General features: G+C 76.0%; 29 protein-coding genes and 1 pseudogene. 16 read left to right on the top strand and 14 right to left on the bottom strand.

Annotated elements, in window-relative coordinates:
• The first annotated feature begins 115 nt into the window (after positions 1 to 115).
• Positions 116 to 718: a GNAT family protein gene (locus AB0N04_RS21600; RefSeq protein ID WP_360216725.1), complete on the top strand. Its 603-nt coding sequence runs from the start codon at positions 116 to 118 to the stop codon at positions 716 to 718.
• Positions 719 to 941: 223 nt separating this feature from the next.
• On the opposite strand, the gene AB0N04_RS21595 is transcribed toward AB0N04_RS21600, so the two are convergent.
• The gene (locus AB0N04_RS21595) at positions 942 to 2,678 is read right to left on the bottom strand and encodes an amidase (RefSeq protein ID WP_360216728.1); all 1,737 of its coding nucleotides are present in this window, start codon (positions 2,676 to 2,678) and stop codon (positions 942 to 944) included.
• A 152-nt stretch (positions 2,679 to 2,830) separates the two neighbouring features.
• Between AB0N04_RS21595 and AB0N04_RS21590 the strand changes: the two genes are divergently transcribed.
• Positions 2,831 to 3,553 carry a TetR family transcriptional regulator gene (locus AB0N04_RS21590; RefSeq protein ID WP_360216731.1) on the top strand — a complete coding sequence of 241 codons (723 nt, stop codon included), beginning with the start codon at positions 2,831 to 2,833 and terminating at the stop codon, positions 3,551 to 3,553.
• Positions 3,554 to 3,669: 116 nt separating this feature from the next.
• On the opposite strand, the gene AB0N04_RS21585 is transcribed toward AB0N04_RS21590, so the two are convergent.
• Positions 3,670 to 4,713, bottom strand: a complete 1,044-nt coding sequence (locus tag AB0N04_RS21585; protein ID WP_360216734.1) for a zinc-dependent alcohol dehydrogenase family protein — start codon at positions 4,711 to 4,713, stop codon at positions 3,670 to 3,672.
• 112 nt (positions 4,714 to 4,825) lie between these two features.
• Between AB0N04_RS21585 and AB0N04_RS21580 the strand changes: the two genes are divergently transcribed.
• Together AB0N04_RS21580 and AB0N04_RS21575 are read left to right on the top strand one after the other, a co-directional pair.
• Complete coding sequence (locus tag AB0N04_RS21580) at positions 4,826 to 5,755, top strand: LysR family transcriptional regulator (RefSeq protein WP_360216737.1); 930 nt, start codon at positions 4,826 to 4,828, stop codon at positions 5,753 to 5,755.
• Between the two features lie 147 nt (positions 5,756 to 5,902).
• Positions 5,903 to 6,733 (top strand): MerR family transcriptional regulator, encoded by an 831-nt coding sequence (locus tag AB0N04_RS21575; protein WP_360216740.1) that lies wholly within the window; start codon positions 5,903 to 5,905, stop codon positions 6,731 to 6,733.
• Positions 6,734 to 6,814: 81 nt separating this feature from the next.
• Here AB0N04_RS21575 and dmpI read toward each other — a convergent pair whose 3' ends face one another.
• The 5 genes from dmpI to AB0N04_RS21550 all read right to left on the bottom strand — a co-directional run bounded on the left by dmpI (position 6,815) and on the right by AB0N04_RS21550 (position 11,022).
• A complete protein-coding gene (gene dmpI, locus AB0N04_RS21570; protein WP_360216743.1) occupies positions 6,815 to 7,051 on the bottom strand; it encodes a 4-oxalocrotonate tautomerase DmpI in 237 nt (78 codons plus the stop codon).
• Between the two features lie 45 nt (positions 7,052 to 7,096).
• Positions 7,097 to 7,990 (bottom strand): LysR family transcriptional regulator, encoded by an 894-nt coding sequence (locus tag AB0N04_RS21565; RefSeq protein ID WP_360216746.1) that lies wholly within the window; start codon positions 7,988 to 7,990, stop codon positions 7,097 to 7,099.
• A 125-nt stretch (positions 7,991 to 8,115) separates the two neighbouring features.
• Complete coding sequence (locus AB0N04_RS21560; protein ID WP_360216748.1) at positions 8,116 to 8,712, bottom strand: GNAT family protein; 597 nt, start codon at positions 8,710 to 8,712, stop codon at positions 8,116 to 8,118.
• A gap of 110 nt (positions 8,713 to 8,822) precedes the next feature.
• Positions 8,823 to 9,989, bottom strand: a complete 1,167-nt coding sequence (locus tag AB0N04_RS21555; RefSeq protein WP_360216751.1) for a glutamate--cysteine ligase — start codon at positions 9,987 to 9,989, stop codon at positions 8,823 to 8,825.
• Positions 9,990 to 9,993: 4 nt separating this feature from the next.
• Positions 9,994 to 11,022, bottom strand: coding sequence for an SDR family oxidoreductase (locus AB0N04_RS21550; RefSeq protein ID WP_360216754.1), 1,029 nt, complete (start codon positions 11,020 to 11,022; stop codon positions 9,994 to 9,996).
• A gap of 159 nt (positions 11,023 to 11,181) precedes the next feature.
• Between AB0N04_RS21550 and AB0N04_RS21545 the strand changes: the two genes are divergently transcribed.
• Positions 11,182 to 11,856 (top strand): HAD family hydrolase, encoded by a 675-nt coding sequence (locus AB0N04_RS21545; RefSeq protein ID WP_360216757.1) that lies wholly within the window; start codon positions 11,182 to 11,184, stop codon positions 11,854 to 11,856.
• A 261-nt stretch (positions 11,857 to 12,117) separates the two neighbouring features.
• Positions 12,118 to 12,549: an ATP-binding protein gene (locus AB0N04_RS21540; RefSeq protein WP_360216760.1), complete on the top strand. Its 432-nt coding sequence runs from the start codon at positions 12,118 to 12,120 to the stop codon at positions 12,547 to 12,549.
• A gap of 95 nt (positions 12,550 to 12,644) precedes the next feature.
• Here AB0N04_RS21540 and AB0N04_RS21535 read toward each other — a convergent pair whose 3' ends face one another.
• Positions 12,645 to 13,598 (bottom strand): TIGR03557 family F420-dependent LLM class oxidoreductase, encoded by a 954-nt coding sequence (locus tag AB0N04_RS21535; protein ID WP_360216763.1) that lies wholly within the window; start codon positions 13,596 to 13,598, stop codon positions 12,645 to 12,647.
• A 230-nt stretch (positions 13,599 to 13,828) separates the two neighbouring features.
• Between AB0N04_RS21535 and AB0N04_RS21530 the strand changes: the two genes are divergently transcribed.
• The 7 genes and pseudogenes from AB0N04_RS21530 (at position 13,829) to AB0N04_RS21500 (ending at position 17,667) form a co-directional block, all read left to right on the top strand.
• Positions 13,829 to 14,017, top strand: coding sequence for a hypothetical protein (locus tag AB0N04_RS21530; protein ID WP_360216766.1), 189 nt, complete (start codon positions 13,829 to 13,831; stop codon positions 14,015 to 14,017).
• A gap of 175 nt (positions 14,018 to 14,192) precedes the next feature.
• Positions 14,193 to 14,399 carry a hypothetical protein gene (locus AB0N04_RS21525; RefSeq protein ID WP_360216768.1) on the top strand — a complete coding sequence of 69 codons (207 nt, stop codon included), beginning with the start codon at positions 14,193 to 14,195 and terminating at the stop codon, positions 14,397 to 14,399.
• 121 nt (positions 14,400 to 14,520) lie between these two features.
• Entirely contained in the window at positions 14,521 to 14,844 is a 324-nt protein-coding gene (locus tag AB0N04_RS21520; RefSeq protein ID WP_360216771.1) for an STAS domain-containing protein, read from the top strand.
• Between the two features lie 100 nt (positions 14,845 to 14,944).
• Positions 14,945 to 15,076 (top strand): annotated as a pseudogene (locus tag AB0N04_RS21515) (ANTAR domain-containing protein); the annotation flags it as partial.
• Positions 15,077 to 15,572: 496 nt separating this feature from the next.
• A complete protein-coding gene (locus AB0N04_RS21510; RefSeq protein WP_360216774.1) occupies positions 15,573 to 16,286 on the top strand; it encodes a hypothetical protein in 714 nt (237 codons plus the stop codon).
• A complete protein-coding gene (locus AB0N04_RS21505) occupies positions 16,283 to 16,630 on the top strand; it encodes a hypothetical protein (protein ID WP_360216777.1) in 348 nt (115 codons plus the stop codon). Before AB0N04_RS21510 ends, AB0N04_RS21505 begins: the two co-directional genes overlap by 4 nt.
• Positions 16,627 to 17,667 (top strand): iron-containing redox enzyme family protein, encoded by a 1,041-nt coding sequence (locus AB0N04_RS21500; RefSeq protein ID WP_360216780.1) that lies wholly within the window; start codon positions 16,627 to 16,629, stop codon positions 17,665 to 17,667. Before AB0N04_RS21505 ends, AB0N04_RS21500 begins: the two co-directional genes overlap by 4 nt.
• Here AB0N04_RS21500 and AB0N04_RS21495 read toward each other — a convergent pair.
• The 3 genes from AB0N04_RS21495 to AB0N04_RS21485 form a co-directional block, all read right to left on the bottom strand.
• A complete protein-coding gene (locus AB0N04_RS21495) occupies positions 17,596 to 17,904 on the bottom strand; it encodes a CDGSH iron-sulfur domain-containing protein (protein WP_360216783.1) in 309 nt (102 codons plus the stop codon). The genes AB0N04_RS21500 and AB0N04_RS21495 overlap by 72 nt on opposite strands.
• Positions 17,888 to 18,544, bottom strand: coding sequence for a HemK2/MTQ2 family protein methyltransferase (locus tag AB0N04_RS21490; RefSeq protein ID WP_360216786.1), 657 nt, complete (start codon positions 18,542 to 18,544; stop codon positions 17,888 to 17,890). The genes AB0N04_RS21495 and AB0N04_RS21490 overlap by 17 nt, the downstream gene beginning before the upstream one ends.
• Positions 18,545 to 18,620: 76 nt before the next feature.
• Positions 18,621 to 19,508 carry a Rieske (2Fe-2S) protein gene (locus tag AB0N04_RS21485; protein ID WP_360216789.1) on the bottom strand — a complete coding sequence of 296 codons (888 nt, stop codon included), beginning with the start codon at positions 19,506 to 19,508 and terminating at the stop codon, positions 18,621 to 18,623.
• A 239-nt stretch (positions 19,509 to 19,747) separates the two neighbouring features.
• On the opposite strand from AB0N04_RS21485, the gene AB0N04_RS21480 reads away from it, so the two are divergent.
• Together AB0N04_RS21480 and AB0N04_RS21475 are read left to right on the top strand one after the other, a co-directional pair.
• On the top strand, positions 19,748 to 20,470 hold the full coding sequence (locus AB0N04_RS21480; RefSeq protein ID WP_360216792.1) for a GAF and ANTAR domain-containing protein: 723 nt from the start codon (positions 19,748 to 19,750) through the stop codon (positions 20,468 to 20,470).
• A 10-nt stretch (positions 20,471 to 20,480) separates the two neighbouring features.
• Complete coding sequence (locus AB0N04_RS21475) at positions 20,481 to 21,263, top strand: GAF and ANTAR domain-containing protein (protein ID WP_360216795.1); 783 nt, start codon at positions 20,481 to 20,483, stop codon at positions 21,261 to 21,263.
• A 41-nt stretch (positions 21,264 to 21,304) separates the two neighbouring features.
• Here the strand turns inward: AB0N04_RS21475 and AB0N04_RS21470 are convergent, their stop codons facing one another.
• The 3 genes from AB0N04_RS21470 to AB0N04_RS21460 all read right to left on the bottom strand — a co-directional run bounded on the left by AB0N04_RS21470 (position 21,305) and on the right by AB0N04_RS21460 (position 24,252).
• Entirely contained in the window at positions 21,305 to 21,949 is a 645-nt protein-coding gene (locus AB0N04_RS21470; protein ID WP_360216798.1) for an HAD-IIIA family hydrolase, read from the bottom strand.
• Positions 21,950 to 22,030: 81 nt separating this feature from the next.
• Positions 22,031 to 22,591, bottom strand: coding sequence for a hemerythrin domain-containing protein (locus tag AB0N04_RS21465; protein WP_360216800.1), 561 nt, complete (start codon positions 22,589 to 22,591; stop codon positions 22,031 to 22,033).
• 116 nt (positions 22,592 to 22,707) lie between these two features.
• The gene (locus AB0N04_RS21460; protein ID WP_360216803.1) at positions 22,708 to 24,252 is read right to left on the bottom strand and encodes a cryptochrome/photolyase family protein; all 1,545 of its coding nucleotides are present in this window, start codon (positions 24,250 to 24,252) and stop codon (positions 22,708 to 22,710) included.
• A gap of 243 nt (positions 24,253 to 24,495) precedes the next feature.
• Here AB0N04_RS21460 and AB0N04_RS21455 point away from each other — a divergent pair, with 243 nt between their 5' ends.
• On the top strand, positions 24,496 to 24,981 hold the full coding sequence (locus AB0N04_RS21455; protein ID WP_360216806.1) for a DUF427 domain-containing protein: 486 nt from the start codon (positions 24,496 to 24,498) through the stop codon (positions 24,979 to 24,981).
• Positions 24,982 to 25,054 lie beyond the last annotated feature (73 nt).

Raw genomic sequence — 25,054 nt, 5'->3', positions numbered from 1 at the left:
CCGTGGATCAGGGCTTCTGCCCGGCCGCACGCGGATCCGTGGTTCCCCTGGCTAGTGCTATGGCCGGGAACGTTCACCGGGGTGGGGCCGATGTCGCGGGCCACTTCGAAAATCGATGGCGCTCTTCGGGGTGGTCGGCGAGCATCTGCAGGTGACAGACGAAGCCGATCACAAGAGACCGTTCACCTGGAGCCCGAAACGCGTCCGTTTTGTCGAGCTGTCCGGCGGGGCGATGTCCGCCTTGCTCGACGGAGACCTGTCAGCAGCCAGTAGGACGGCCGGGGTCTCACTGACAGAGTACTTTCTGACCGACGGGGCCCGGTGGCTGTGGCAGTTCCGGCTTGGTCAGATGGCCGACGATCCCAGCCATGCGCGGTGGATGGTGCGCCAAGCAGTCGTCGGCGACAAGGGTCTCGTCGTTGGGCATGCCGGGTTCCACGGACCGCCCGACGAGGTCGGCATGGTCGAGATCGGCTACTCCGTTGCTCCGGAGTTCCGCCGGCAGGGATACGCCCGATCCACGCTGGTCGAGTTGCTTCGCCGGGCAGCGGCCGAACCTGCGGTCACGACCGTACGGGCGACGATCAGCCCCGACAACATGGCCTCCTTGGCCACGATCGCAGGCTTCGGTTTCGTTGAGGTCGGAGAGCAGTGGGATGAGGAGGACGGTCTCGAACTGATATTCGAGGTCCCTGCCCGCCAGGTTCTACCCGCTTGATGAGAAGGTTCGCGGCAGAACGCCGGCTGTGATCGCGGCGTCCGGCATGGTGGTCAGGCCGCAGCATCGAACGGGTGTCCACTCCAGCGGATGCCTTTCTCGCTGCGGATTCGGGCGCGTTCGCGCGCCACTCCCCGGATCCCCGTTCCGGGGTCACCGCCGCCGCGGTGACCCCGGAACGGGGGCGTCTGCCGGCCTTCCCGGGCCGGCAGGTCACTGCGCCCTACTCGGCGGCCAGCCGCGGGGTGCGGGTCGGCTCCGTCCGGCGGTCGCCCGTCGCCTCGAAGGCCGCGGCGAGGGTGAGCAGGGCGTTGTCGTCGTAGGCGCGCCCGGCGAAGGTGAGCCCGACGGGCATGCCGGTGTCCGGCATGGTGCCCATGGGCACGGTCACGGTCGGGATGCCGAGGTGACGGGGCACCAGGTTGCCGTTGGCGACCCAGACGCCGTTGCGCCAGCCGAGGTCGGCGGAGGCCTCGGACACGTCCATGTCGGCGGGGCCCACGTCGGCGACCGCGGGGAACACCACGGCGTCCAGGCGCAGGTCGTCCATCCACAGCTCCAGGTCGACCCGGCGGGTCTCCTCGAGGCCCCGCAGCCCCTCCTCGAGGTGCGGCATGTCGGTGAACGAGGCGTACGGGCGCTCGCGCACGAAGCGCGGGTACTCGACGATGGTGTCGTCGAAGCCGTCGTAGCGGTCCGGGAGTTCGCCCTGCTGCTTGGGCCAGATCCGGTCGCCGTCGACCTCGGTCAGGGTGGCGAGCGCCGGGTCGCCGTTGGCCCGCAGGAAGTCGTCCCACGCCCAGGCGGAGAGGTCCTCGATCTCGACCTTGAGGAAGTCGGCGCCGACCAGGCCGCGGGTGGAGATCGAGGGGGCGCCGGGGCGGTCGGACTCGTAGTTCGACACGACGGGGAAGTCGACCTCGACGACCTCGGCGCCGGCCGCCTCCAGGTCGCGGCGCGCGGCCTCCCACCGGTCGATCACCGAGGGGCGGGTGTCGATGCGCTGGCCGGTCTGGCCGCCGATGCCGCCCTCGGGGTTGGTGCCGGCCTCCGGGTCGGCGTTGATGTACATCCGGGGGACGCCGACGCGCTTGCCGGCGAGCGCGGCGCGGGCCGCCTGCGCGTCCGCGGGGGCGAGCGCCGGGTACGAGGCGGGGCGGACCTGCGACGGGGCGGGCAGCTGCACCCACGGCTGGGCGCGCCACAGGTCGCCGCGGGTGTCCTGGTCGTCGGCCACGATGACGTCGAGCAGCTCGAACAGGTCGGCCATGGTGCGGGTGTGCGGGACGACGACGTCCATGGTCGGCACCAGCGGCCAGTTGCCGCGCACCGAGATCACGCCGCGGCTGGGCGTGTAGGCGCACAGCGCGTTGTACGAGGCGGGCGCGCGGCCCGAGGACCAGGTCTCCTCGCCGAGGCCGAAGGCGCCGAAGGACGCCGCGGTCGCGGTGCCCGAGCCGTTGGACGAGCCGGAGCCGTAGGCGCTGGTGAGCCAGTCGGCGCTGTAGGGGCTCTCCGCGCGGCCGTACACGCCGCGCTGCATGCCGCCGTTCGCCATCGGGGGCATGTTGGTCAGGCCGATCAGGACGGCTCCGCCGGCGCGCAGCCGCTCGATGGCGAAGGCGTCGCGCTGGGCGACGAGGTGCTCGAAGGCGGGCGAACCGGCCGCGGCCGTCAGGCCCTTCGCGAGGTAGCTGTCCTTCGCGGTGTAGGGGATGCCGTCCAGCGGGCCGAGTGTCTCGCCGCGCGCGCGGCGGGCGTCGGAGGCCTCGGCCTCGGCGCGGGCCTCGGGGTTCATCACGACCATCGCGTTGAGCGCGGTCGCGGTGCCGGGCCGGTCGTACGCGTCGATCCTGGCGAGGTAGGCGTCGAGGAGCTCGACCGCGGTGGTCTCGCCCTTCTCCAGCGCCGCGTGCAGAGCGGCGATACAGGTCTCCACAACGTCGAATCGGCGCGTCATTCGGGTGCCTCCTGGAGGGTTCGGGTCGTACGGGCGGACCGGGGGACGCCGCTCCGGCCGGCCGCGCATGCGGGGCCGTCGCGCGTCCGGTCGCACTGGCTAGATTTTCAGTCTAGACTAAGAATCTAGATCCCCAGCACCGAGGTGAGGCCATGTCGACGCCAGAGACCGAGCCCGCACCGCCGCAGCGCCCCCTTCCGACGGAGGGCGCGACCAGGCCCGCCACGGGCACGGAGCCGGGCGCCGCGCCCCAGCCCGCGCTGGCGTCGGTCGACCGGAAGCGGCAGCCCAGCGGTGACGAGGCGCGGGGACGGGCGATGCGGGCCGCCATCAGCGCCATCGCCGAGAAGGGCCCCGCGGCCGTGCGGATGACGGACATCGCCGCGCGGGCCGGGATGAGCACCGGCCACATCCTGTACCACTTCGGCAAGAAGGACCGCCTGCTGCTGGAGGTCCTGGCCTGGAGCGAGGCGGACCTCGTGGCGCAGTTCCAGCAGGCCGCGGAGCGGGCCGCGTCCCCGGCCGAGAAGCTGGCGCTGTTCGTCCGCTACTACCTGCCCCGTCACCAGGGCGACGAGCGCTACGCCCTGTGGACGCAGGTCCTGGCGCAGTGCCACGACGACGCCGGCCGGCAGCTCCTCACCGCGCTGTCCGAGGCCTGGGAGGAGCAGCTGGAGGCCATCGTCCTGGAGGGGCGGGCCCTCGGGCAGTTCGCCGACGTGGACCCGTCCGAGTTCGTCATCAGGACGGTGGCCATGCTCAACGGGCTCTCCGGCGACGTGATGTTCGGGCGCCCGCGCTGGCAGCGGGACTCCGCGCACACCTTCGCCCTGTCCGCCCTCGAACGGGAGTTGCGGCTGCCCGGAAAGGCGTGAGGTGCGCAGCCGGGCGTGAGGCCGCTCGGGAGTGAGGCTGCCCGGGAAGGCGTGAGGCCGCTCGCCCTCCTCGGGAGGGCGAGCGGCCTCGGGTGTCGTCCGGGACGGACGCCGTGTCAGAAGGCGATGCGCACCTTCAGCGCGGTGCGCTCGTCCATCGCGCGGTAGCCCTCCGGCACGCCGTCGAGGCCGACGGTGCGGTCGAAGACCAGGCCGGGATCGATCGCGCCGGACAGCACGTCGGGCAGCAGCTCCGGGATGTAGGCGCGGGCGGGGGCCACGCCGCCGCGCAGCGAGACGTTCCGGTCGAACATCTGGGCGATGTCGACGCCGGCGGGGCCGCCGTGCGGCACGCCGACGTAGCCGACCGCGCCGCCGTCCCGGGCGATGGAGATCGCCGTGCGCATCGACTCCTCGGTGCCGACGGCCTCCAGCACGGCGTGTGCGCCCTGACCGCCGGTGAGTGCCTTGACCGCCTCGACCGCGTCCGCGCCGCGCTCGGCCACCACGTCGGTCGCGCCGAAGGTGCGGGCGATCGCCGTGCGCGCCTCGTGGCGGCCCAGTGCGATGATCCGGTCGGCGCCGAGGCGCTGCGCGGCGAGCACCCCGCAGAGGCCGACCGCGCCGTCGCCGACCACCGCGACGGTGCTGCCCGGCCGGACGCCGGCGGTGACGGCGGCGTGGTGGCCGGTGCTCATCACGTCGGAGAGGGCGAGGAGGGCGGGCAGCAGCTTCTCCTCGCCGGCCGCCTCCTTCGGCAGTCCGACCAGGGTGCCGTCGGCGAACGGGACGCGGACGGCTTCGCCCTGGCCGCCGTCGGAACCGACCTCGCCCCAGAAGCCGCCCTGCGGGCAGGAGGTGTGCAGCCCCTCGCGGCAGTGGTCGCAGGTGCCGTCGGACCAGACGAAGGGGGCGACCACGAAGTCGCCGCGCGCGAAGCCGGTCACCTCGGCGCCGACCTCCTCGACGATGCCGAGGAACTCGTGGCCGATCCGCTGGCCGGGGACCCGGGCCGCGACGCCCCGGTAGGCCCACAGGTCGCTGCCGCAGATGCAGGCGCTGACGACCCGCACCACGGCGTCGGTCGGCCGTTGCACGACCGCGTCCGGCACCTGCTCGATCCGGATGTCGTTGGGGCCGTGGATGACGGTGGCACGCACGAGGCACTCCTGGCACTGTTTGATGGGGGTGGAACCGGCAGCAGCCAGGGTCGCCGGACAGGGTGCACGGCGTCCAGCTACATCTCCTACAGTCGTTCGTTAAGATGGACTGATGCTCGATGTTCGTCGCCTCGTCCTGCTCCGCGACCTGGAGGTGCACGGCACGGTGACCGCCGTGGCCGATCTCCACGGCGTCACCCCCTCCGCCGTCTCCCAGCAGCTGCGGCTGCTGGAGGAGGAGACCCGCACCCGCCTGCTGGAGCGCACCGGCCGCTCCGTCCACCTCACCGCCGCGGGCCGCCGCCTGAACGGCGACACCGAGCACGTGCTCGCCGCCCTCGAACGCGCCCGCAGCCGCCTGCACACGGCCGCCGGTTCACCCGCGGGCCCCCTGCACCTCGCCTGTTTCCCCAGCGCCCTCGCGCCGGTGGCCGCGCCGCTGGCCACGGCCCTGGAGGACACCCACCCGGACGTCCGGCTCCACATCACCGAGGCCGAACCCGAGGCCGCCGTGCGACTGCTGCTGCAGCGCCGCGCCGACGTCGCCCTCGTCTACCGGTACGACAACCTGGCCACGCCGCCGTCCGAGGGCGTGGAATACCGGACGCTGCTCACCGACCCCCTGGTCGCCGTCCTGCCCCGCCACCATCCGGCCGTCCGGCCGGACCGGGCCCCCCTCGACCTGCGGGAGCTCGCCGACACGACATGGATCACCGCCCCGGCGCAGACCGCCTGCGGGGACGCGGTGCTCCAGGCCTGCCGGTCGGCGGGCTTCACCCCCCGGGTGCGGCACGTCTGCACCGACTTCACGGCCATGATCGCCCTCGCCGGGAGTGCGGGCCACGCCGCCCTGATCCCCCTCCTGGCCGCCTCGCACCTGCCGCCCGCACTCACCGCGCTCCGGGTGACCGACACGGCGCTCGCCCGCACGATCGAGGCCGCCGTCCGCCCCGGCACGGGGCACGAGCCCGCGATCGCCGCCACCCTCGGTGCCCTGCGCGCCCTCCGGCCGGAGCCGGTCGGGTGGCCGCCGGCCGCCTAGACGCTCGGTGCGCCGCGCCGGGGTGTCCGGCGCGCCCGGGGTGTCCGGGCGCGCTCTCAAGCGCTGCGCGAGGCGTCGAGGAGGGGCGCCGTCCGCCCGGGCGGTGGGGCTTGCCCCTTCCCCAGGGGCAGACGACACAGTGACGGCGTGCAAGAGGACTTGATCACCATCGGGGAGCTCGCGGCCAGGACCAGGCTCAGCCCCAAGGCCCTACGGCTGTACGGGGACCGCGGACTCCTGCCGCCCGCCCGGGTCGACCCGCGGACCGGGTTCCGCCACTACGGCCCCGCCCAGGTCGAACGGGCCCGCCGCATCGCGCTGCTGCGCGCCGCCGACGTGCCGTTGGCACGGATCGCGGCGGTGCTCGACGCGGACGGCGAGGAGGCGGCGCGGCTGCTCGACGCCTACTGGCGGGAGCAGGAGTCCGTGCACACGGCCCGCCGGGAGGCGGTGGGCTACGCCCGGGCGGTACTGACCGGAGGGAACCCGACCATGTACGAGATCGCCGAGCGCGACGTGCCCGAACAGAAGGTGCTGTTCACCCGGCGCCACGTCACCGCCGCCGACCTGCCCGGCTTCCTCGCCGAGGCGAGCGAGCGGCTCTTCACGCGGCTGCGGGAGACCGGGGCGTGCCTGTCCGGCCCCGTCTTCGCCGTCTACCACGGCCTGGTGAGCGAGGACTCCGACGGCCTGGTCGAGGTCTGCGCCCCCACGCGGAACACGGTCGAACCGTCCGGACCGATCGGGGTGCGGATCGAGCCCGCGCACCGCGAGGCGTACACCGCCCTGACGAAGCGGCAGGACGGCTACCGGGCGATGGCCGCCGCCCACGACGCCGTCGGCGCCTGGCTCGCCGAGCACCGGCACGTCCGCAGCGCCGCCGACCGGGAGGTGTACTACCCGAACTGGGGCACCGCCGAGCCGGGCGAGCACGTGGCGGACGTCGCTGTGCCCTTCCACCCGCGCTCCGACGGGTAGGCGGGCGCTCCGGCCGGAGTCGGCGGGCTCCCCGGCCGGGCCGCCCGGTCGGGGTCGCGGCCCCGACCGGGCGCCGCCCGGCTACCGGTCGGCGGTGAGCTTGCCGGCCACGCCCCAGTTCTGTGCCGGGTACTCCTGGATCCACACGAACACGCTCTCCGCGGGGACCTCCAGCGCCTCCACGAAGGCCTCGGTGATCTTCTCGACCAGCTCGCGCTTCTGCTCCACGTCGCGCGGGCCCTGCTGAATGGTGACGATCGGCATCCTCGGCTCCTCACCGGACTCCCGGCCGGTCTCTCCGGCCGGGAGACAGTCCATCCGATTCCGCCGCCCGCACCCAGACCCGAATCGCTCCGGCAGCGATCACGAATCGTGATCGTCGCAGCCCGGGAGCGTTCGGCAGGCCTCCAGGAGCAGCCGGGGGAGCGGGGCGGAACGCCGGACGGCGACCGAGGTGGGCAGGGACAGCGGGGTGCGGCAGGGGCGGAAGACGACCCGGCGGGCGTTGGTCATCCGGGCGTTGGCCGCGTACACCACCGTCCACATCGGGGCACCCGTGCCGATGGCGGCCAGGGTGTCCTGAAAGGTGGTGTGGGCGGGGCCGGGCACCGGGCGGAAGCCGGCCCGCGCACAGGCCTCCGTCACCAGGTCCACCAGCGCCGGGTGGTTGCGGCGTTCGGTCATCCGCAGCGGCAGGTCGGCGAGTTCGGCGAGATCGACCTCGGCTTGCCCGGCGAGGGGGTGCCGGGCGGGCAGCGCGATCACCAGTTCGTCCTGCCAGCCGGGCAGGAAGCGCAGGTCCGGGCTGTCGTCGGGGACGGCGCCGCGGACGAAGGCGGCGTCGAGCCGGCCGTCCGCCAGTCTTGCCAACCGGTCGCGGACCGGGGCGGCGTGGAGTTCGACGCGCACCCGGGGGGCACGGAGCTGGTAGGCGTCCAGGATCCGGTCGAGCCGCTCGCCGAGCCCGGTGACGGTGCCGAGCCGCAGCACGGCGGGCGCGGCCAGGTCGGCGGCGAGCGCGCGGGCGGCGCCCTCCGCGGCGAGGACGTCCCGCGCCGCGGGCAGGAAGCGCTCGCCGGCCGGGGTGAGCCGCACGTACCGGGGTGAACGGTCGAACAGCTCGACCTTCAACTCCCGTTCCAGCCGCCGGACCTGTTGGCTCACGGCGGGCTGGCCGAGCAGCAGCCGCTCGGCGGCCCGGCCGAAGTGCAGCTCCTCGGCCACGGCGACGAAGCAGCGCAGCTGCCGTAGCTCCATGCGGTCCCCCTGCTCGGTGCGGAAGGGGACATGGTCGCAGGCCGGCGCACGGCCCCGGGACGGCGGGTCGGTGGCCCGGGGCCGTGCGGGCGGGGGTCAGCGGTCAGGGTTTCAGTGGTCGGGTTTCAGCGGTCGGGGGTGGCGCGGGCGAGGCGTTCGGTGAGCGCCTCCCTGACCGCCGGCCAGTCCGGGCGGACGACGCTGAACAGCACCGAGTCGCGGACGTGGCCGTCGCGCATCACCATGTGCTGGCGCAGGACGCCCTCCTGGGTCGCGCCCAGCCGGGCGATGGCGGCCCGGGACGTCGCGTTGCGCAGGTCGGTCAGGAACTCCACCCGGTTCATGCCCAGCGTCTCGAAGGCGTGGGTGAGCATCAGGAGCTTCGCCTCGGTGTTGACGGCCGTGCGCTGCCAGGACCTGCCGAGGAAGGTGAAACCGATCTCCAGTCGGCGGTAGGGCAGGTTGACCGCCAGGAACCGGGTCGATCCGGCGACCCGCCCGGTCCGCGCGTCGACGGTGGCGTACGCGAGCTGGGTCCCGGCCACCCGGGCGGTGTGCGCGTCCTCGATGAACGACCGGACGTCGTCCGGGTGCGGCACCAGCGTCACCGCGAGGTTCCACAGCTCGCCGTCGCGGATCGCCGCGCACAGGCCGTCGTGGTGGCGGTGGTCGAGCGGCTCCAGCCGCACGTGGGTGCCGGCGAGCGGTGTGGCGTCGAGCATCGTGTCGTCCCCCGGGGGTCTCGTGGCCGTGCCGGGCGCACGCTACCGGTGGTCCCGTGCGGGCGGCGACGGATTTCGAGGGGCGGACGAACCGCGCCGGCGGGTCCTGCTCAGGGCACGGCGGCGGTGAGGTCGGCGAGTTCGTCGACGACGGCCGTCAGCCGGCGGTGGTGGTGGAGGGCGCGCCGCTGGCGCGCGGCGCCGGTGCCGAGCCGGCGCAGGCCGCCGAGGGCGTCCTCCACGAAGGCCAGGTCGCCGGCCGCGTCCAGGCCGGGGGCGGCGCGTTCCAGGAGCCGCTGGACGAGGACGGTCATCGGGGTGCGCCGCCGGGTGCCCGGGTCGACGCCGTCGCCGGCCAGCCCGGTGCGGGCGGCCTGCCAGTGGGCGGCGCCGAGGAGCCCGGCGGGGAAGGCGGGCGCCGGACACCCGTCCTCGATCTTGCGGAGCAGGACGGCGGCGAGGCCGCGCAGCAGGGCGGCGAGCAGCAGGACGGTCGTCAGGTCGGCGTTGACGTCGGCGATCCGCACCTCCAGCGTGGGGACGTGCTCGGAGGGGCGGGCGTACCAGTAGACCATCCGGCGGTCGAGCAGGACGCCGCACGCCACCAGGGCGTCCGCCAGCGCCTCGTACTGCTCCTCGTCCAGGACGGGGGCGGGGCCGACGGTCGGCCAGCGGGCCCACTGGACGGTGCGCCAGCTGGCGAAGCCGCTGTCCCGGCCCGCCGTGAAGGGGGAGTTGACGGTGAGCGACTGGAGGACCGGGAGCCAGGGCCGCAGCTGGTTGCCGAGGGCCAGGGCCTGCCCCCGGCCGGCCACGCCGATGTGCACGTGGCAGCCGCAGATCGCGCCGTCGTAGTCGTCGAGCACGCCGGCGTAGTGGGCCGCGATGGTCCGGTAGCGGTCGCTGTCGGTGATGCGGTCGGGCCCGGGTGCGGACAGGACGGGGGTGCCGGAGGCCACCAGCAGGCAGTCGGCGCCGTCCGCGGCCGCGGCGACGACGGCGCGCAGCCGGACGAGGCCGGCGCGCAGGTCGTCGAGCCGCCCGGCGGGGCGGGTGCACACCTCGACCTGCACGGGGAAGAACTCCGCCTGGACCTGGTCGCCCAGCACCGTCGCCGCCTCGGCGATCACCTCGGGGGCGCGTTCGGCCGGAAGCCGGGTGCGGCGGTCGACCAGCAGGAACTCCTCCTCGACCCCGAAGGTCGGTACGGCGGGTCGCCGGTCGGTCGCGGGCCTCTGCCGGTCCGTCGCGGGCACCTGCCGGTCCGTCGCGGGCATCGCGTCACCGCCCCCGGGCGAGGGCGCCGGCGGCCGCGCCGATCAACAGCACCGCGCCGGCGGCGAGCAGGCCGTGGTGCTGGGAGGCCCACAGCTGGGCGCTGCGCTCGCGCGCCTCGTCGTCGAAGCGGCCGTGCGCGCCGTGGTCGTCGGTGGAGTCGGCCGGCGCCCAGAGGTTGGCCCGCTCCCCGGAGCGGCGCGGCCGGTCGTCCTGCTGGGAGCCGATCCCGGTACGGGCGAGGTAGCGGTCGAGCAGGCCGGGCGCGATCGCGTTGGCGATCAGGGTGGCGGCGGTACTGGCGCCCACCCAGTACTCGCGGCGCCCCGGGTGGTCGGCGGCGTAGCGGACGCCGCGGGCCGCCACCTCGGGCTGGTGCACCGGCGGGACGGGCCTGGCCCGGCGGGGCAGCCGGTTGAGGACCCAGTCGAACTGCGGGGTGTTGACCGCGGGCAGCTGCACCATGGTGACCCGCACGCCGGATCCGCTCGCCAGGAGCTCGCAGCGCAGCGCCTCGTGCCAGCCCTGGATGGCGTGCTTGGCGCCGCTGTAGGCGGTCTGCAGCGGGATGCCCCGGTAGGCGATCGCCGAGCCGACCTGCACGATCGTGCCGTGGTCGCGCGGCAGCATGCGGCGCAGCGCAGCCCGGGTGGCGTTGACGTAGCCGAGGTAGGTGACCTCGGTGACGCGGCGGAACTCCTCGGCGGTGATCTCGGTGAAGGGGGCGAAGACGGAGGTGAAGGCGTCGTTGACCCAGACGTCGACCGGCCCGAACTCGGCCTCGGCACGGGCCGCGGCGGCCTCGCAGGCCTCCGGGTCGGCGACGTCGGCTTCGATGGTGCGTACCGGTGAGCCCGCGGCCTCGGCTTCGGCCGCGGCGGCGCGCAGTCCGGCCTCGCCGCGGGCGATCAGCACGAGACGGTCGCCGTCGGTGGCGAAGGCCCGGACGCAGGCGCGGCCCACGCCGGCGGTGGCGCCGGTGATGACCACGGTGCGGGGCTCCTGGCGGGGTTTCGGGTGCGCGCGGGTATTCATGGCAGGCGTCTTGCCGCGCCGGCCCGGCCGAAACACCGGCACGCGGCGGATGCCCGGAACGCGTCGCGGGGTTTCCCGGGCCGTGGAGCGGTCAGCCGCCCTGCGGGGGGCCGTCGGTGTGCGGGGGGAACACCGTGTCCGCGAGCGAAGGGACCACCCATGACACCCACCGCGGCAGCGCTGTTCGACGTGGACGGCACGCTGCTCGACACCACGTACTTCCACGCCCTCGCCTGGTGGGAGGCCCTGCGCCAGTACGACCGCACCGTCCCCGCCGCGCGGGCCCACCGGGCCGTCGGCATGGGTGCGGACCAGCTCCTCGACCACCTGCTCGGCACCGACCGGGACCGCGACGACGACGAGGCCATCACCGCCGCCCACGACGCCCTGTACGGCCGCTTCTGGCCGGCGATCACCCCGCTGCCCGGCGCCGCCGAGCTGCTCCGCGCCTGCGCGGCCCGGGGCTGGCTGGTGGTGCTGGCCAGCTCGGCGGCCGACCGCGAGCTCGCGGTGCTGCGCCGCGCCCTCGGCGCGGACGACGTCATCGCGGCGGCCACCACCGCCGACGACGTCGCCGCGACGAAACCGGCGCCCGACGTCGTCCGGGTGGCGCTCGAGCGCGCGGGTGCCGACCCCGGGCACGCCGTGTTCGTCGGCGACACCGTCTGGGACGTCACCGCGGCGGGCCGCGCCGGCGTGCCCTGCATCGCCGTGGAGAGCGGCGGCTTCTCGGCCCGGGAACTGCGCGCGGCCGGCGCCGTCGAGGTCCACTCGGGCCCGGCCGAGCTGCTCGCCGACCTCGACGGCAGCCTGCTGGCCCGCCCGCCGGCCTGACGGTCCGGGCGACGGATGCGGCGCGCAGCGTTAGCGACGGGGCTGCCCGGGTAGGCGCGGAGTGAGCGGGCCGACCGAATGCGGACGGAAGGAGATCCCCAGGATGCCGCCAGGACTCCTGACGACAGCGACCTCGCGCGCCTCCGGCGCCTTCGAGGGCCGTGGACGACCGGTCCGCCGCGGAGGCGGCGGCGACCACGCGCGGGCCCCCGCCCGCTCGGCGGGCGGGGGCACCCCGACCGGCGAGGGAGGTGGGGCGGCATGAACGGCACGCGGCTCTCTCCGACGGGGCTCGCCGAGCCCGCGGCGCGCAGGCTGCCGCTGACGGCCCGGCCCGGCGCGGTCGCCGAGGCGCGCGAGTTCACCGCCGCGTTCCTGGCCGACGTCGGGGATCCGATGATGGTGGCCGATGCCGTCCTGCTGGTCTCCGAACTCGTCGGCAACGCCGTGCGGCACACCCGCGGGCCGCGGGCGCTGCTGCTGATCCGGGCCGGCGGACGGCTGCGGATCGAGGTCAGCGACGAGAGTCCGCGCCCGCCGACGCCCCGGCCGCCGCACGGCCCGGACGAGAAGGGTGGCCTCGGACTCTTCCTGCTGCTCAGCATCGCCCTGCAGTGGGGCTGGCGTCCGATGGGCCCGGGCAAGACGGTCTGGTGTGACCTGCGGCTGCCGGGCGGCCCGCCGCAGGGGTGACGGCCTGCCCGACCGGGCGGCCCGCCACCCGCGGTCGCCCGGCCGGGCCTGCACACCCGCCGCGGTCCTCCACAGGGCACGCACGCCCACCGGAGTCAGGCGGCCTGCGGCAGGATCTGCTCGCGGTAGAAGTCGTAGAAGCCCTCCTGCTCCGGGCCGATCTGGCCGACGTAGACCTCGTCGAAGCCCGCCCCCACGTACGAGCGCAGCCGGTCGAGGTGCTCCTCCGGGTCGTCCCCGCAGGTGACCGACTGGCCGACCATCTCCTCGGTGACCAGCTCGGTGGCCTGCTCGAAGTGCCGCGGCGTGGGCAGCACCTGGGCGAGCTCGCCGGGGAGCAGCTCGCTCGGCCACAGCCGGTGGGCCGTCTCCACCGCCCGTTCGCGGTCCGCCGACCAGCAGACCTTCAGCCCGCCGACCACCGGCCCGCGGCCGCCGGCCGCCCGGTAGCGGCCGATCAGCTCGGTGTCCGGGCCCATGGTGACCAGTCCGTCGGCGAACTCCGCCGCCGTCTCGGCGGCCTTCGGTCCGAACGCCGATACGTAGACGGGCAGTCGGCCGTCCTTCGGGGGCGTGTAGAGCCGGGCGTTCTCGACCGTGTAGTGCGCGCCGCGGTGGGAGACGAGCCCGCCGGTGAAGAGCTCGCGCAGCACCGCGACGGCCTCCGCCAGCATCTCCGCCCGGACCTCGTACGGCGGCCAGCGGTCGCCCAGCACGTGCTCGTTGAGCGCCTCCCCGGTTCCCACCCCGAGCCGCAGCCCGCCCGCCAGCTGCACGTCCGCCGTCGCGGCCGCCTGGGCGGTGACCGCCGGGTGCAACCGGACGGTCGGGCAGGTCACCAGGGTGGTCACCGGCACCGAGACCGCCTGGGAGAGCGCCCCGATGACGCCCCACACGAACGGGCTGCTGCCCTGGGCGTCGTTCCACGGGTGGAAGTGGTCGGAGATCGCGAGCCGGGTGAAGCCGGCCCGCTCGGCCAGCCGCGCCTGCTCGACCAGCTCGGCGGGGGTGAACTCCTCGCAGGACAGGAAGTAGCCGAATTCGGTCATGTCAGCCTCACTCGCATGTCAGCCTCGGTCGTCGACGTCCCCGGTTCCGTCGCCGGAGCGGCTAACCGGGGCGCGTGCGCCGAAACCTCGACGGCTCCCGCCGCGCTGGCTCCTCGCACCGTGCCGGCGCCCGGTGCCCGGACCACGTCGTCGTTTGTCGGTCGCGCCGCCGGGTAGCCGGTTCGGTCCGAGGCGCCCGCCCGGGGCGCCACACCCGGAGGTGACGGTCCATGGACGCGCGCGAAGGTGACGGTGGCCCGGCCCGGGCCGTCAGCACCCCCGGCCGGCCCGATGCCGGCAGGCCGGCCGACCGGTCCGAGGCCGGCGGGCCCGCCCGCCCCCGCCCGTCGGGCGCCTCGACCGACGAGAGCAGGGAGCGCGACGATGCGGAGACCTACGCCGTCCTCGGTGAGGACTGACCGGGCCGCGGGCGCCGTGCACGACCCCCGCCCGGGGCCCTCGCGCGCCGTCCGGCGGCCGGTTCGCCACCGGCCCGGCCGCCGTTGGCCGGGTGTCGGCCACGGCGCCCGCTACCCGGCCCAGCACGGGCTCCGACTCGAAGGCCGGGGCCGACGGACCTGAGGAGGAACGATCATGGAGGACACACCGCAGGGCGGCTCCGGAGGCGTCCCGCTGCACCACGACGACGACCCGCCCGCCGGGCGCGAGCAGCCCGACGAGCCCACGCCCGTCGAGACCGTTAAGACCGTCCGGGCCGGCACGTCCGTCGCGGACCAGAAGGCAGCGCTCGCCGGAGACGGCGACGCGGACGACGCGGCCGGGGAAACGGCCGGTAGCTGACCGGGGCCGGCCGGTTCCGCCACCCCCGCGCGCCGCTGCCCGGGGCGTTCTCGGCCTAGCCTGGAGGGCGGGGGCCGAGAAGCGGCCGGATGCGGCCGGGAACTGAGGACGGTCGGTCCGGATGAAGGACTTCCCGGAGGTCGACGGCTGGACGGTGGTCCCGCTCAGCGGGGACCTCGACGACTACACGGCGCAGGAAGTGCGCCTGCTCCTCGACGCCCTCGTCGCCGACGGCGCGACCAGGGTGGTGATCGACCTCGCCTCCGTGCCCTTCGTCGACTCGACCGGCCTCGGCGTCCTCATCGCCGCCGCCCGGCGCGCACGGGAGGGCGACGGCGCGATCCGACTCGCCTGCGTCGGCCCCAGGGTGCAGGACGTCATCGAGCTCAGCGGCGTCTCGGCGCTGCTGCGCACCTACCCGGACGTGGCGGCGGCCTGTGCCTGAGCACCGCGACCCCGGCGCAGCGGCCCGGCCCGACGACGGCGCGGTGCTGCGGGAGGCCGTCGAGCGGCTGCGCGCCGAGGCCGACGGGCTGCGCCGGGCGATGCGCACCCGCGGCGTCATCGAGCAGGCCAAGGGGATGCTCACCGAGCGGCTCGGCTGCACCCCCGACGAGGCCTTCGGTCACCTGGTGCAGCTCTCCCAGGACTCCAACCGGCGGCTGGTGGACATCGCCGCCGCCCTGGTGGGCCTGGCCGCACCGATCGCGGACCTCGGCGGGGACGCCCCGGCCCCCGGCCCCGACCCGGTCGCCGCCCGGCCACGGCCGCCCGCCCCGGTTCCACCCCCCCCCGGGCCCGGGCCGCTGACCCCGGTGCCCGGCCTCGCCGCCCGCTACCACCTGGCGGCCTCGGCCCTCGCCGGGGCGGACACCCCCGAGGAACCGGCCCGCCTGGTGCACGAGGTGGCCCTGGGGCCGCTCGGCGTCGTCGCGGTGGTGCTGGGCCTGCTGGAGCCGGACGGCGCGCTCGCCCTGGCCGGCAGCCACGGGGTCGAGGCGCCGGGTCAGCCAGTGGAGGCGGATCCCGCCGGAGACCGGCGCGCCCCTCGTCACGGCGGCCCACGGCGGCGGCCCGGTCTGGGAGTCCGGCGCCGAGGAGGGCGACGGGCGGCCGCCCGGGGTGGACGGGACCGTGCGCGGGCGGATCGTGCCCGGACGTACGGTCTGCGCCGTGCCGCTGAGGCGCGGGGACCGGACCGTCGGGGCGATGGGCCTCGGCCGGCGGGAGCCGCTCCGCCGGGCCCGCGCGGCCGCCCGCTACGTGGACGCGCTGGCCGGGCTGGTGGCGGAGCACCTGGTGCGGGTGACGGCCACGGGCGGTGGCGAGCCGGACCTGGTCGTCCCGGGCGGCGAGTACTGGTTCCGGGCCGTGCTGGACGCCGTGTTCGAGCCCGTCCTGGTGCTCTCCGCCGTCCGCGAGGGCGTCACCGGCGGTGCGGTCGGAGACCTGCGCGTCGGGTTCGCCAACGCCGCGGCCGGCCGGGAGGCCGCGACGGGCCGGCTGGTCGGGCGGCGCCTCAGCGAGCTGCACCCCGGGCTGGTCACCGCGGGCGCCTTCGGCCGGATCCTGGACACCGCCGCGACGGGTGTCGGTTACGAGGGGCGGGTCGAGGGCCTGACGGGCAGCACCGCGCCGACCGCCCTGCGGGCGGCGCCCTTCCTGGACGGAGTGCTGCTGACCTGGCGGCCCGGCGAGGGCGCCGCGGAGCACGCGGCGGGTCCCGGCGGGGCGCAGCGGCTGGCGGGTCTCGGCTGCTTCGCCTGGCCGCCCGCCTCCCGGGGCGGTAGTGGCTCCCGGGGCGTTAGTTCCCGCGATTCCGGGGCACCCGCCCGCAGGACCCGGGGGGACGCGCCGGGGGACGGCCGTACGAGGAGGACAGGGTGAACGCACAGGAGCGGGACGTGCTGCTCGGGATCGAACGGGAACTGCGCCGGGACCGCGCCCTCGACGCGCGGCTGCGCGGGTTCGGCCTCGGACTGCGCAGCCGGGCCTGGGACATGATGCGGGGCGTGCGGCCGCGGACCGTCCTCGGGCTGGTCCTGCTGTCGCTGGGCCTGCTGACCGCGGGCCTGCGGACCTCGGCGGCGCCGGTGCTGTGGGCCTTCACCGGCTGCTGGGCGCTGACCCTCGCGATCGCCTTCGCCGTGCTCTGCGCCTGCGCCGAGGGCCGGGGCACCGGAGCCGGGGGCCGGGTCGGTGGAGCGGCGGGCCCGGGGAGCGGGCGATGAGCGGCCCGCTGCGCCCGCGCGGTCCGCTGTCGGCGGCGGTGCTCGGCCTGGTGACCGCCGGGCCGCCCGGCGCCGGGCGGCTGCTCGCCCCGCCCGGGCCGTTCGACGACCCCTGGGGCGAGGACCACCAGCTCGCGCTCTTCCTCTGCTACGAACTCCACGACCGCGGCCTGCCGGGCGTCCACCCCGGGTGGGAGTGGGAGCCCGAACTCCTCATGCTGAGAAGGGCGTTGGAACGCCCCTTCCTCGCGGCGGTGCGCGCCGCGGCGGAGCCCGTACCACCACTGCCGGAGGCCCTGGAACGGCTGCTGCTGGAGCCCGCCGGGGGCACCGGCCCCTCGCACCACCTGCTGGCCGCGGGTGACCGCACCCAGGCCCGGGAGTACCTGGTGCACCGGTCGCTCTACCACCTCAAGGAGGCCGACCCGCAGCTGTGGCTGCTGCCGCGGATCCACGGCCCGGCGCAGGCGGTGCTGATGGCGATCACCTTCGACGAGTACGGTGCCGGGCGCCCCGAGCGGGCCCATGCGCTGCTGTTCGCCCGCATGATGGCGGCCTTCGGGCTGGACCCGGCCTACCGGCACTACCTGGACCTCGTCCCCGCGTCCTCGCTGGCGGTGGTCAACCTGATGACGCTGTTCGGTCTGCACCGGGCTCTGCGCGGAGCGGCGGTGGGGCAGTTCGCCGCCATCGAGATCACCTCCTCGCCCGGCGCCGCCCGGCTGGCCGCCGCGCTGGACCGGCTGGGCGGCGGCCCGGACGGCACGCTGTTCTACCGGGAGCACGTCGAGGCGGACGCCGTCCACGAGCAGCTGGTGCGCCGTGGCGTCATCGCGGAACTGGTGTCCGCCGAGCCGGAGACGGCGCAGGACGTCGCGTTCGGCATCGCGGCCGCGGAGGTCGTGGACGGCCGCTTCGCGGAGCACCTGCTCGGGTGCTGGCGGTCCGGGCGGTCGTCGCTGCGTTCACCCCTGCCCGACCTGCCCGACCTGCCCGACCCGGCCACCCTGCCCGGCCCGGCCGCCGCCCGCGGCTGAACCGCCACCGCCGCCGTCCGCCGCCGGGTCGCGGTCCGGGCGGCGGTGCCGCCGGTGGCTGGTGTCGCAGAACGGGTACGTCCGGCTGCGCCGGCAGGCGCACAGCGCCACCACCGGCCGCTCCGAGACCCGGACGGTGCCGTCCGGCAGGACCACCTCCACCGGCCCCTCGACCAGCAGCGGGCCGCCCGGGACCACGACCACCCGGACGGCCTCCCGGTCAGTACCCGCGGACACCGCGCACCACCACCAGCTCCTCCTCGCGTTCGCCCGGGCCGATCAGCCCGAGGTGCTCGAACAACCCGGCCCGGGCCGTCATCACCGGCCCGAAGGGCTGCCACCGCCGGGCCGCCACGCCGGCCCGCAGCCCGGCCGCGCGCAGCACCGCGAGGGTCGCCGGGACGTCGGCCAGCGCGGACTGGACGAGCAGCAGGACGCCGCCGCGGGTCAGTACCCGCGGGGCCGTCCGGCAGATCCGGTCCAGCACCAGCCGGCCGTACGGTCCGGCGTCCCAGGCGAGGGCGGCGCCCCGGCCGGGACCGTCCCGGCCGGGGCCCGCCGGGACGTAGGGCGGGTTGGCGGTGACGAGGTCGAAGCGCTGCCCGGCCACCGGGGCGAGCAGGTCCCCCCGGTGCAGCCGGACCCTGCGGTGGTGCAGCCGGGTGTTGCACCAGGCGGTGGCCACGGCCCGGGTGGAGACGTCCACCGCGGTGACCCGGGCCCCGCGGCGCGCGGCCGCGAGCGCGACGGCGCCCGTCCCGGTGCACAGGTCGAGCACCCGGCTGGAGCCGTCCAGCGGCTCCCGGCGCACGCAGTGGGCGAGGAGTTCGGTGTCCCCCTGGGGCGGATAGACGCCCGGCGGTCTGATCAACAACATGCCGGGCGGCTGCCCGGGCCGGCGGCCTTCACACCTGCCGCGGCGGCCCCGCGCCCTGACCGGACCCACCTGGCGGTCAGGCCGCGCCGGGCCGGCGCACCTCCAGGTGCCCCGAGAGCACCCGGGTCTCCAGCACCGGCTGCGGCGCGGTCGCCGGGCCGCGCACCACCTCGCCGTCGCGCAGCCGGAACTCGCTGCCGTGCCAGGGGCAGTGCAGGCAGCCGTCGGCGACGGTTCCCTCGGCGAGCGGGCCCGACAGGTGGGAGCAGCGCCCGGCGAGCACGTGGAAGTCCCCGCCGTCGCGCACGACGACCACGCCGAGCTCGCCCACCGTCCGCTGCACGGGCTGACCGGGCGGGAAGTCGTCGACGGGGCCGAGTCCGATCCAGTCCGCCGGGGCCAGCCCGGGCACCGCGGCGGCCCGGTCCGGGCCGGCGGCCTGCCGGTACGCCAGGTGCCCGCCGAGCGTGCCGCCGACCGACAGGGCGGTGAGCCCGGCCAGGGCGAGCAGCCGGCCGCGGCCGCGCCGCCCGCGGCAGCGGGCCAGCATCGAACCGGCGTACAGCAGCACCCCGGTGGTGTTGCTCAGGGCGTGCACCAGGCCGGTGCGCCGGCGCGGCGGGTCGAGCCGGGACCAGTCCACCCAGCCCGCCAGGGCGGCCGGCCCGGCGGTCAGCAGACCGAGCGCGACGAAGGCGTCCGCGGGCCGGTGCCCGTGCGGCACGAAGTCCAGGACGGCCGCGGAGGACCAGAAGCCGATCGGCAGCTGGATCAGCACGGGGTGCAGCGGGTGGCCGAGCCAGACGCCGTGCAGGGCGTCCCGGTACGGTCCGAGCGGCAGCGCCTCGACCGCCTGGGCGAGCGGCCGGGCCGGGACGTCGAGGACCTCCCAGTGTTCCGGGGCGTCCAGCGCGCCGCGCAGCCGTCGGGACCACGGTCGGGTGTGCAGAGGTGTGGTGTCCATACGGGGCGGTTAGCCGGACCGGGCGTCGTCAAACCCGGCGCCCGGTGTACCACGGGTGGATCCGGGTACACGCGCAGCGATGCACGGGCCGGTGCGGCATGTGGGCCGTCACGGCGCGGCCGCCCGGGCCCGGGGTCCCTATACTGCGGTGATCTTGCCGCGGTCAGGAGACGTGGCCACCGTGACGTCGGCCGCCGCCCGAGGGCGGCGGGGAGACGACAGAAGAACGAGGCGCGGAGATGGCCGATCTGACGCGCATCGCGCAGATCATGGCCGAGGCCGTCAACGGACCGGGCCGGCCGTCGGTGCCGGAGCGGCTCTGCGCCGCCTGCGTCGAGGCCCTGGCCGTGGACTCCGCCGCGATCACGCTGATGGCCGACACCGGCCACCGGGCCGGGATCTGGGCCAGTGACGACCGGGCCCGCCGGATGGAGGAGCGGCAGTTCAGTCTCGGGGAGGGCCCCGGGGTGGACGCCTTCCGTGGCAGGCGCCCGGTGGTGGTCGCGGACCTCCTCTCGGCCGCGGAGGTCCGCTGGCCGGTGCTGGTCGCCGACCTGGCCGCCGCAGCGAGCCGGGGGCTTCGCGGCGCCTACGCCGCCCCGCTGCACCTGGGATCCGCCAGCATCGGGGTACTGAGCCTCTACCGCACCGCACCCGGTGTGCCGGGCGTCGCGGAGATCGCCGACATCCAGGTGGCGGCGACCAGCGTGACCCTCGCCATCGTCGGGTCCTTCGTGTCGGCCCCCGACGGCTCGCCGGTCCAGCCCTGGCTGGACGATCCGCCGCTCGACGGCGTCGAGGTGGACCAGGCGGTCGGCATGGTCATGGTGCAGCTCGGCGTCTCCGCGGAGGAGGCACTGGACCGGCTGCGCGGGCACGCCTTCGCGCACGACCGGGACATCGACGGGGTCGCGCGCGACGTGGTGCGGAGGCGGCTGCGGTTCACGGAGGAGGACCGATGACGGATGACCGGTGGCGGAACGTGGGCGCAGCCTGGCCTGGAGGGGAGAGGAAGTCGGTCATGACGCGCGAGGCCCGCGTGAACGAGGCGTTCGCCGGGCTCACCGGGACGCTGACCGGGCCGGGCTACGACACCGTCGAGTTCCTGCACCGGCTCACCGAGGTCTGCACGGGCTCAGCGGGGCCGCCGGGGCAGGTCTGGTCGTCGCGGACCGGCACGGCACGCTGCGCGACATCGCCTACTCCAGCGACCGTGTGCGCAGGCTGGAGGCCCTGCAGATCGCCGCGGGCGAAGGGCCCTGCCTGGACTGCCACCGTACCGGCGAAACCGTCGTCGAAGCCGACCTCGACGCGGCCCGGTCCCGCTGGCCCCGGTTCGTCCCGCGGGCGCTGGACCTCGGCTTCCGTTCGGTGCGCGCTCTTCCGCTGCGTCTGGGCGGGCGGACGGTGGGCGCGCTGAACGTCTTCGACGACCGCCCGGGGGCGGATCCCGCCCGGAACGGCCAGGACGGCCGGGACGGCCCGGACGTCGTGCAGCCCCTCGCCGACCTCGCCCTCCTGCACCGCCGCTACGGGCGGGAACAGACCGCGACCGAGGAGATCAGCGCCGCCCTGGTCGACCGCAGCGCCGTCGAACGGGCCAAGGGCGTGCTCGCCGAGGCCGGCGGACTGGACATGGACACCGCCTTCGAGGTGCTCCGCTCGCACGCCCGACGCAGCGGCACCGGCCTGGCCGACGCGGCTCGCGCGCTGGTGGACGGCCACGTCGACCCGGCCGTCGTGCTGGCGGGCTGACGGCGGCCGCCCCGCCCACCGTCGGCCCGAACGGGCCTGGGTCAGTGCCGCAGCAGCAGGCTCGCCGCCTGCTCGGGGCCGTCGGCGGCCCGGCAGACCGTCAGGGTGCAGGGCGGGCACGGCGCGGCGGGCCGCCGGGCCGCCTCGGGGACCCGGATCGCGTGCGCACCGGCCGCGAGCGCGGCGGCGATCACCGCATCGCTGGACCCGATCACCGTGACGCGGGACGGCGGCAGGCCGAGCGCCCGGGAGGCTGCCGTCACCAGGGCCGGGGCGGGCATCCGGCAGGCGCAGCCCGCGTGCGAGCCGTGCGGGCACACAGCCCAGACGTCGAAGGGGCCCAGCAGTGCCTCGGCCCGGGTCTGGACGGCCTCGACCTGGCCCCGCCCGAGCAGGCCGGCGGCCACGCCCGGTTGGTTGCTCAGCACGCCGAGGGCGAAGCCGGCCCCGCGCAGTGCGGTCAGCGCGGACCGGATCCCCGCCATCGGGTGGACCATCGCCGGGTCGCCGTTGCGGACGACGTCCTGCAGGAGGGTGCCGTCCCGGCCGAACAGCACGGCGCCCGCCGGTCCGTCGGCCGGGGCCGGGCAGGGGCGGGTGAACAGCCACGGCCCCGGCCGGTCCGTGGGCCCGCCCGGGAGGCGGGGCTGCGGAACGGTCGGTACGGGTTCTCCGAGGTAGGCCATACTCCTGCGGGTTGCCGCCGGGCGGAGTGCCAAACGGCCGGCGCGGGCGGGCTGCCGGGACCCGGTCACGGGCGGCCCGGATCAGGGGGAGTGCCCCCGCTCGGACGTGTCGTGGCCGGTGAGGTGGTCCCGGACGGCGGCGATCGCCCCGGTGCCGGGCGGCAGGCCCCACACCGGTGCGTCCGGCCGCGCCCGGCGGCCGTCGCTCAGTCCGCGGCCGCACCGCCGCAGGTCGCGCGGTGCGGCGCGGGCGCGCAGTGCCGGGAAGAGCCGTTCCTCCTCGCCCCGCAGGTGGGTGCGGAGGACGGTCGACAGCGAGGCGGCGGCGCGTCGCCGGCCGGCGGCGGGCAGCAGCCCGTCCGTCGCCCGCTCCAGCAGCCGGCGGATCGTCGCGTGACTGGTGGCCGCGGCGTCGGCGAGCGCGGCACCGGACGGCAGACAGCGACGGACCAGCGGGTAGAGGTGGGCGTCCTCGGCGGCCAGGTGCGGCTCCAGCAGCCGCCGGAGCGCGTCGAGCAGGTGCAGGTCCTCGTCGGGGGCGGGAGCGCCGTGGTCGCGCTCGCCGTCCAGCCTCCCGAGCAGGGCCTCGATGGCCCGGTGTTCGGTGTGCAGCCTGCCCGGGAATCCGTCCGCGCCGTCCATGGTGGTCTCCGTCCGGCTGGAAAGTGGGGGAACCGGTGGACGGGGCGGCTGCCCGTTCCGCACCCGGGTCAATCGTCCGTTGGCGAACGGATCGGGGCGGGGGAGCGGCCCACCGGTCACGGTGGGGACTGGCCGCGGGTGCGTTCGGCGGCGAGGACCTCGGGGAGGCCGTCCAGGCGCCGCAGTCCGGCGACGGCCCGGGCGGTCCGGTGGTTGGCGGCGAGCAGGTCCCGGTGGCGGTGGACGAAGGCCCAGTAGCCGGTGGTGAACGGGCACGCGCGGTCGCCGAGCCGCTCGGTGGGGCGGTAGCGGCACGGCCGGCAGTGGTCGCTCATCCGGTTCAGGTAGGCGCCGCCGGCGGCGTACGGCTTGGTGGTGACGAGACCGCCGTCGGCGTACTGGGACATGCCGATGACGTTGGCGGCCATCACCCAGTCGTAGCCGTCGACGAAGCAGCGGTGGAACCAGTCGGTGAGCTCGCGGGGGTCCCACCCGTGCTGCAGGGCCCAGTTGCCGAGCACCATCAGCCGGGGGATGTGGTGCACCCAGCCGTGGTCGCGGACCTCGGTGAGGACGCGGGCCAGGCAGCGGGCGGTGACCGCCCCGGCGTCGAGGTCGCGGAACCAGGCGGGCAGCGGTTCGTGGTGGCCGAGGCGGTTGGCGTCGCGGTAGCCCTCCCCGAAGTGCCAGTACAGCTGCCACACGTACTCGCGCCAGCCGGCGATCTGGCGCACGAAGCCCTCGGCGCTGTTGAGCGGCACCCGCCCGGCCCGGTACGCCTCCTCCGCGGCGCGCACGCACTCGCCGGGGTCGAGGAGGCCGAGGTTGAGCGGGACGGACAGCGCGCTGTGCGCCATCCACGGGTCGTCGTGGAGCATGGCGTCCTCGAACCGGCCGAAGTCGGCGAGGCGGTGGGAGACGAAGTGCGCGAGGGCCTGCTCGGCCTCCGCGCGGGTGGCGGCGAAGCGGCGCGGACCGTCCCGGCCGACGAAGGCGACCTCGCCGGCGCGCTCCCAGCGGTCCAGGTCGGCCCGCACCCGGGCGTCGATCTCGTCCTCCTGCGGTTCGAACGGCGGTGGCAGCGGGAGCGTGGACGCGCCCCTGGGCGGCGGTTCCCGGTTGTCCCGGTCGAGGTTCCAGCGGCCCCCGGCCGGGGTGCCGTCGGGCTCCAGCAGCAGGTGCTCGGCGCGCCGCACGCGGTGGTAGAAGTCCTCCAGCAGCAGGCGTCGCTCCCCGGGCTCGCCCGCCCAGCGGCGGAAGTCGGCGAACGGGACGAGGAAGCCGCGCGGCGGCAGCACGGTGACCCGGGGCAGGCCGTGCACCAGGCCGAGGGCGGCTCGGGAGGTGGGATGGCACACGGTGAGGCGGCGCCGGCCGGCCGCCCGGGCCAGGCCCTCCCGGTAGGTCTCCGCCTGCACGTAGTGCACCCGGTCTCCCAGGGCCTCGGCGGCGTGGCGCATCGCGGACAGCACCAGGTGGGCCTTGGCCCGGTGGAAGCGCCGGCGTCGCAGCACGGAGCGGGCCTCGATCATGAGGACCGGCGCGTCCCGGTCCGGGCCGTCCTCGCCGGTGCCGTCCGCGCCCGTCCCGCCCGCGCCCGGGGCGAGGAAGTGCGGGCCGAGCTGGTCGCCGAAGACCCAGTGCGGTCGCGGCGCGCTCACGCGGGCCGTCCGGGTACGGCGTCCTGCGGTTCCATCGGTGACCCCGCTTCCTCGTCGGGTCCGTGTTCGCTGCCGGTCAGAGCATCGGCTCCCGGCCGGTCCGGTGCCGACTCGCAGCGTTCGTGCAGCGTCCGTGCGGCGTCGTCCTCGGACGCTGCGCGAACGCTGCGAGTGGCTCCCGCCGGTGCGACCTCGGCAGGGTGGACGGCGGGTGGGGGGCAATACGGGAAGGGAACGGGTGGCATGGCGGCGGCAGGGCGGAGCACCGAGTCCGTGTGGGAGTACCCGCGCCCGCCGGCCGTCGAGCCGGTGCCCGGCCGTCTGGTCGAGGTCCGGTTCGCCGGGATGCTGGTCGCGTCCAGCAGCCGGGCACTGCGGGTGCTGGAGACCAGCCACCCGCCGGTGTACTACCTGCCGCCCGCCGACGTGGCCACCGGTCTGCTGACGGAGGGCCGGGGAGTCAGCGTGTGCGAGTGGAAGGGCCTCGCCCGGTACTGGGACCTGCGGGTGGGGCCCCGGCTGGCGCCCTCGGCGGCCTGGAGCTACCCGGACCCGCTGCCCGGCTACCGCGCGCTGCGCGACTTCCTGGCGTTCTACCCGGGCCGGGTGGACGACTGCACCGTCGACGGGGAGGCCGTGCTGGCCCAGGAGGGGGACTTCTACGGAGGCTGGATCACCAGCGAGATCACCGGCCCGTTCAAGGGCGGCGCGGGCACCGCGGGCTGGTGACGCGAGGGCCCGGCGAACGCGCGCCCGGGAGCCGCTGGGACTCCGGACGCGCGCACCGGACGCGGGGCACGGG

This window comes from Kitasatospora sp. NPDC051702 (assembly GCF_040681575.1).
Lineage (GTDB): Bacteria > Actinomycetota > Actinomycetes > Streptomycetales > Streptomycetaceae > Kitasatospora.
Note: the sequence above shows the minus strand (reverse complement) of the source record. Positions and strands in the feature narration are given on the sequence as shown.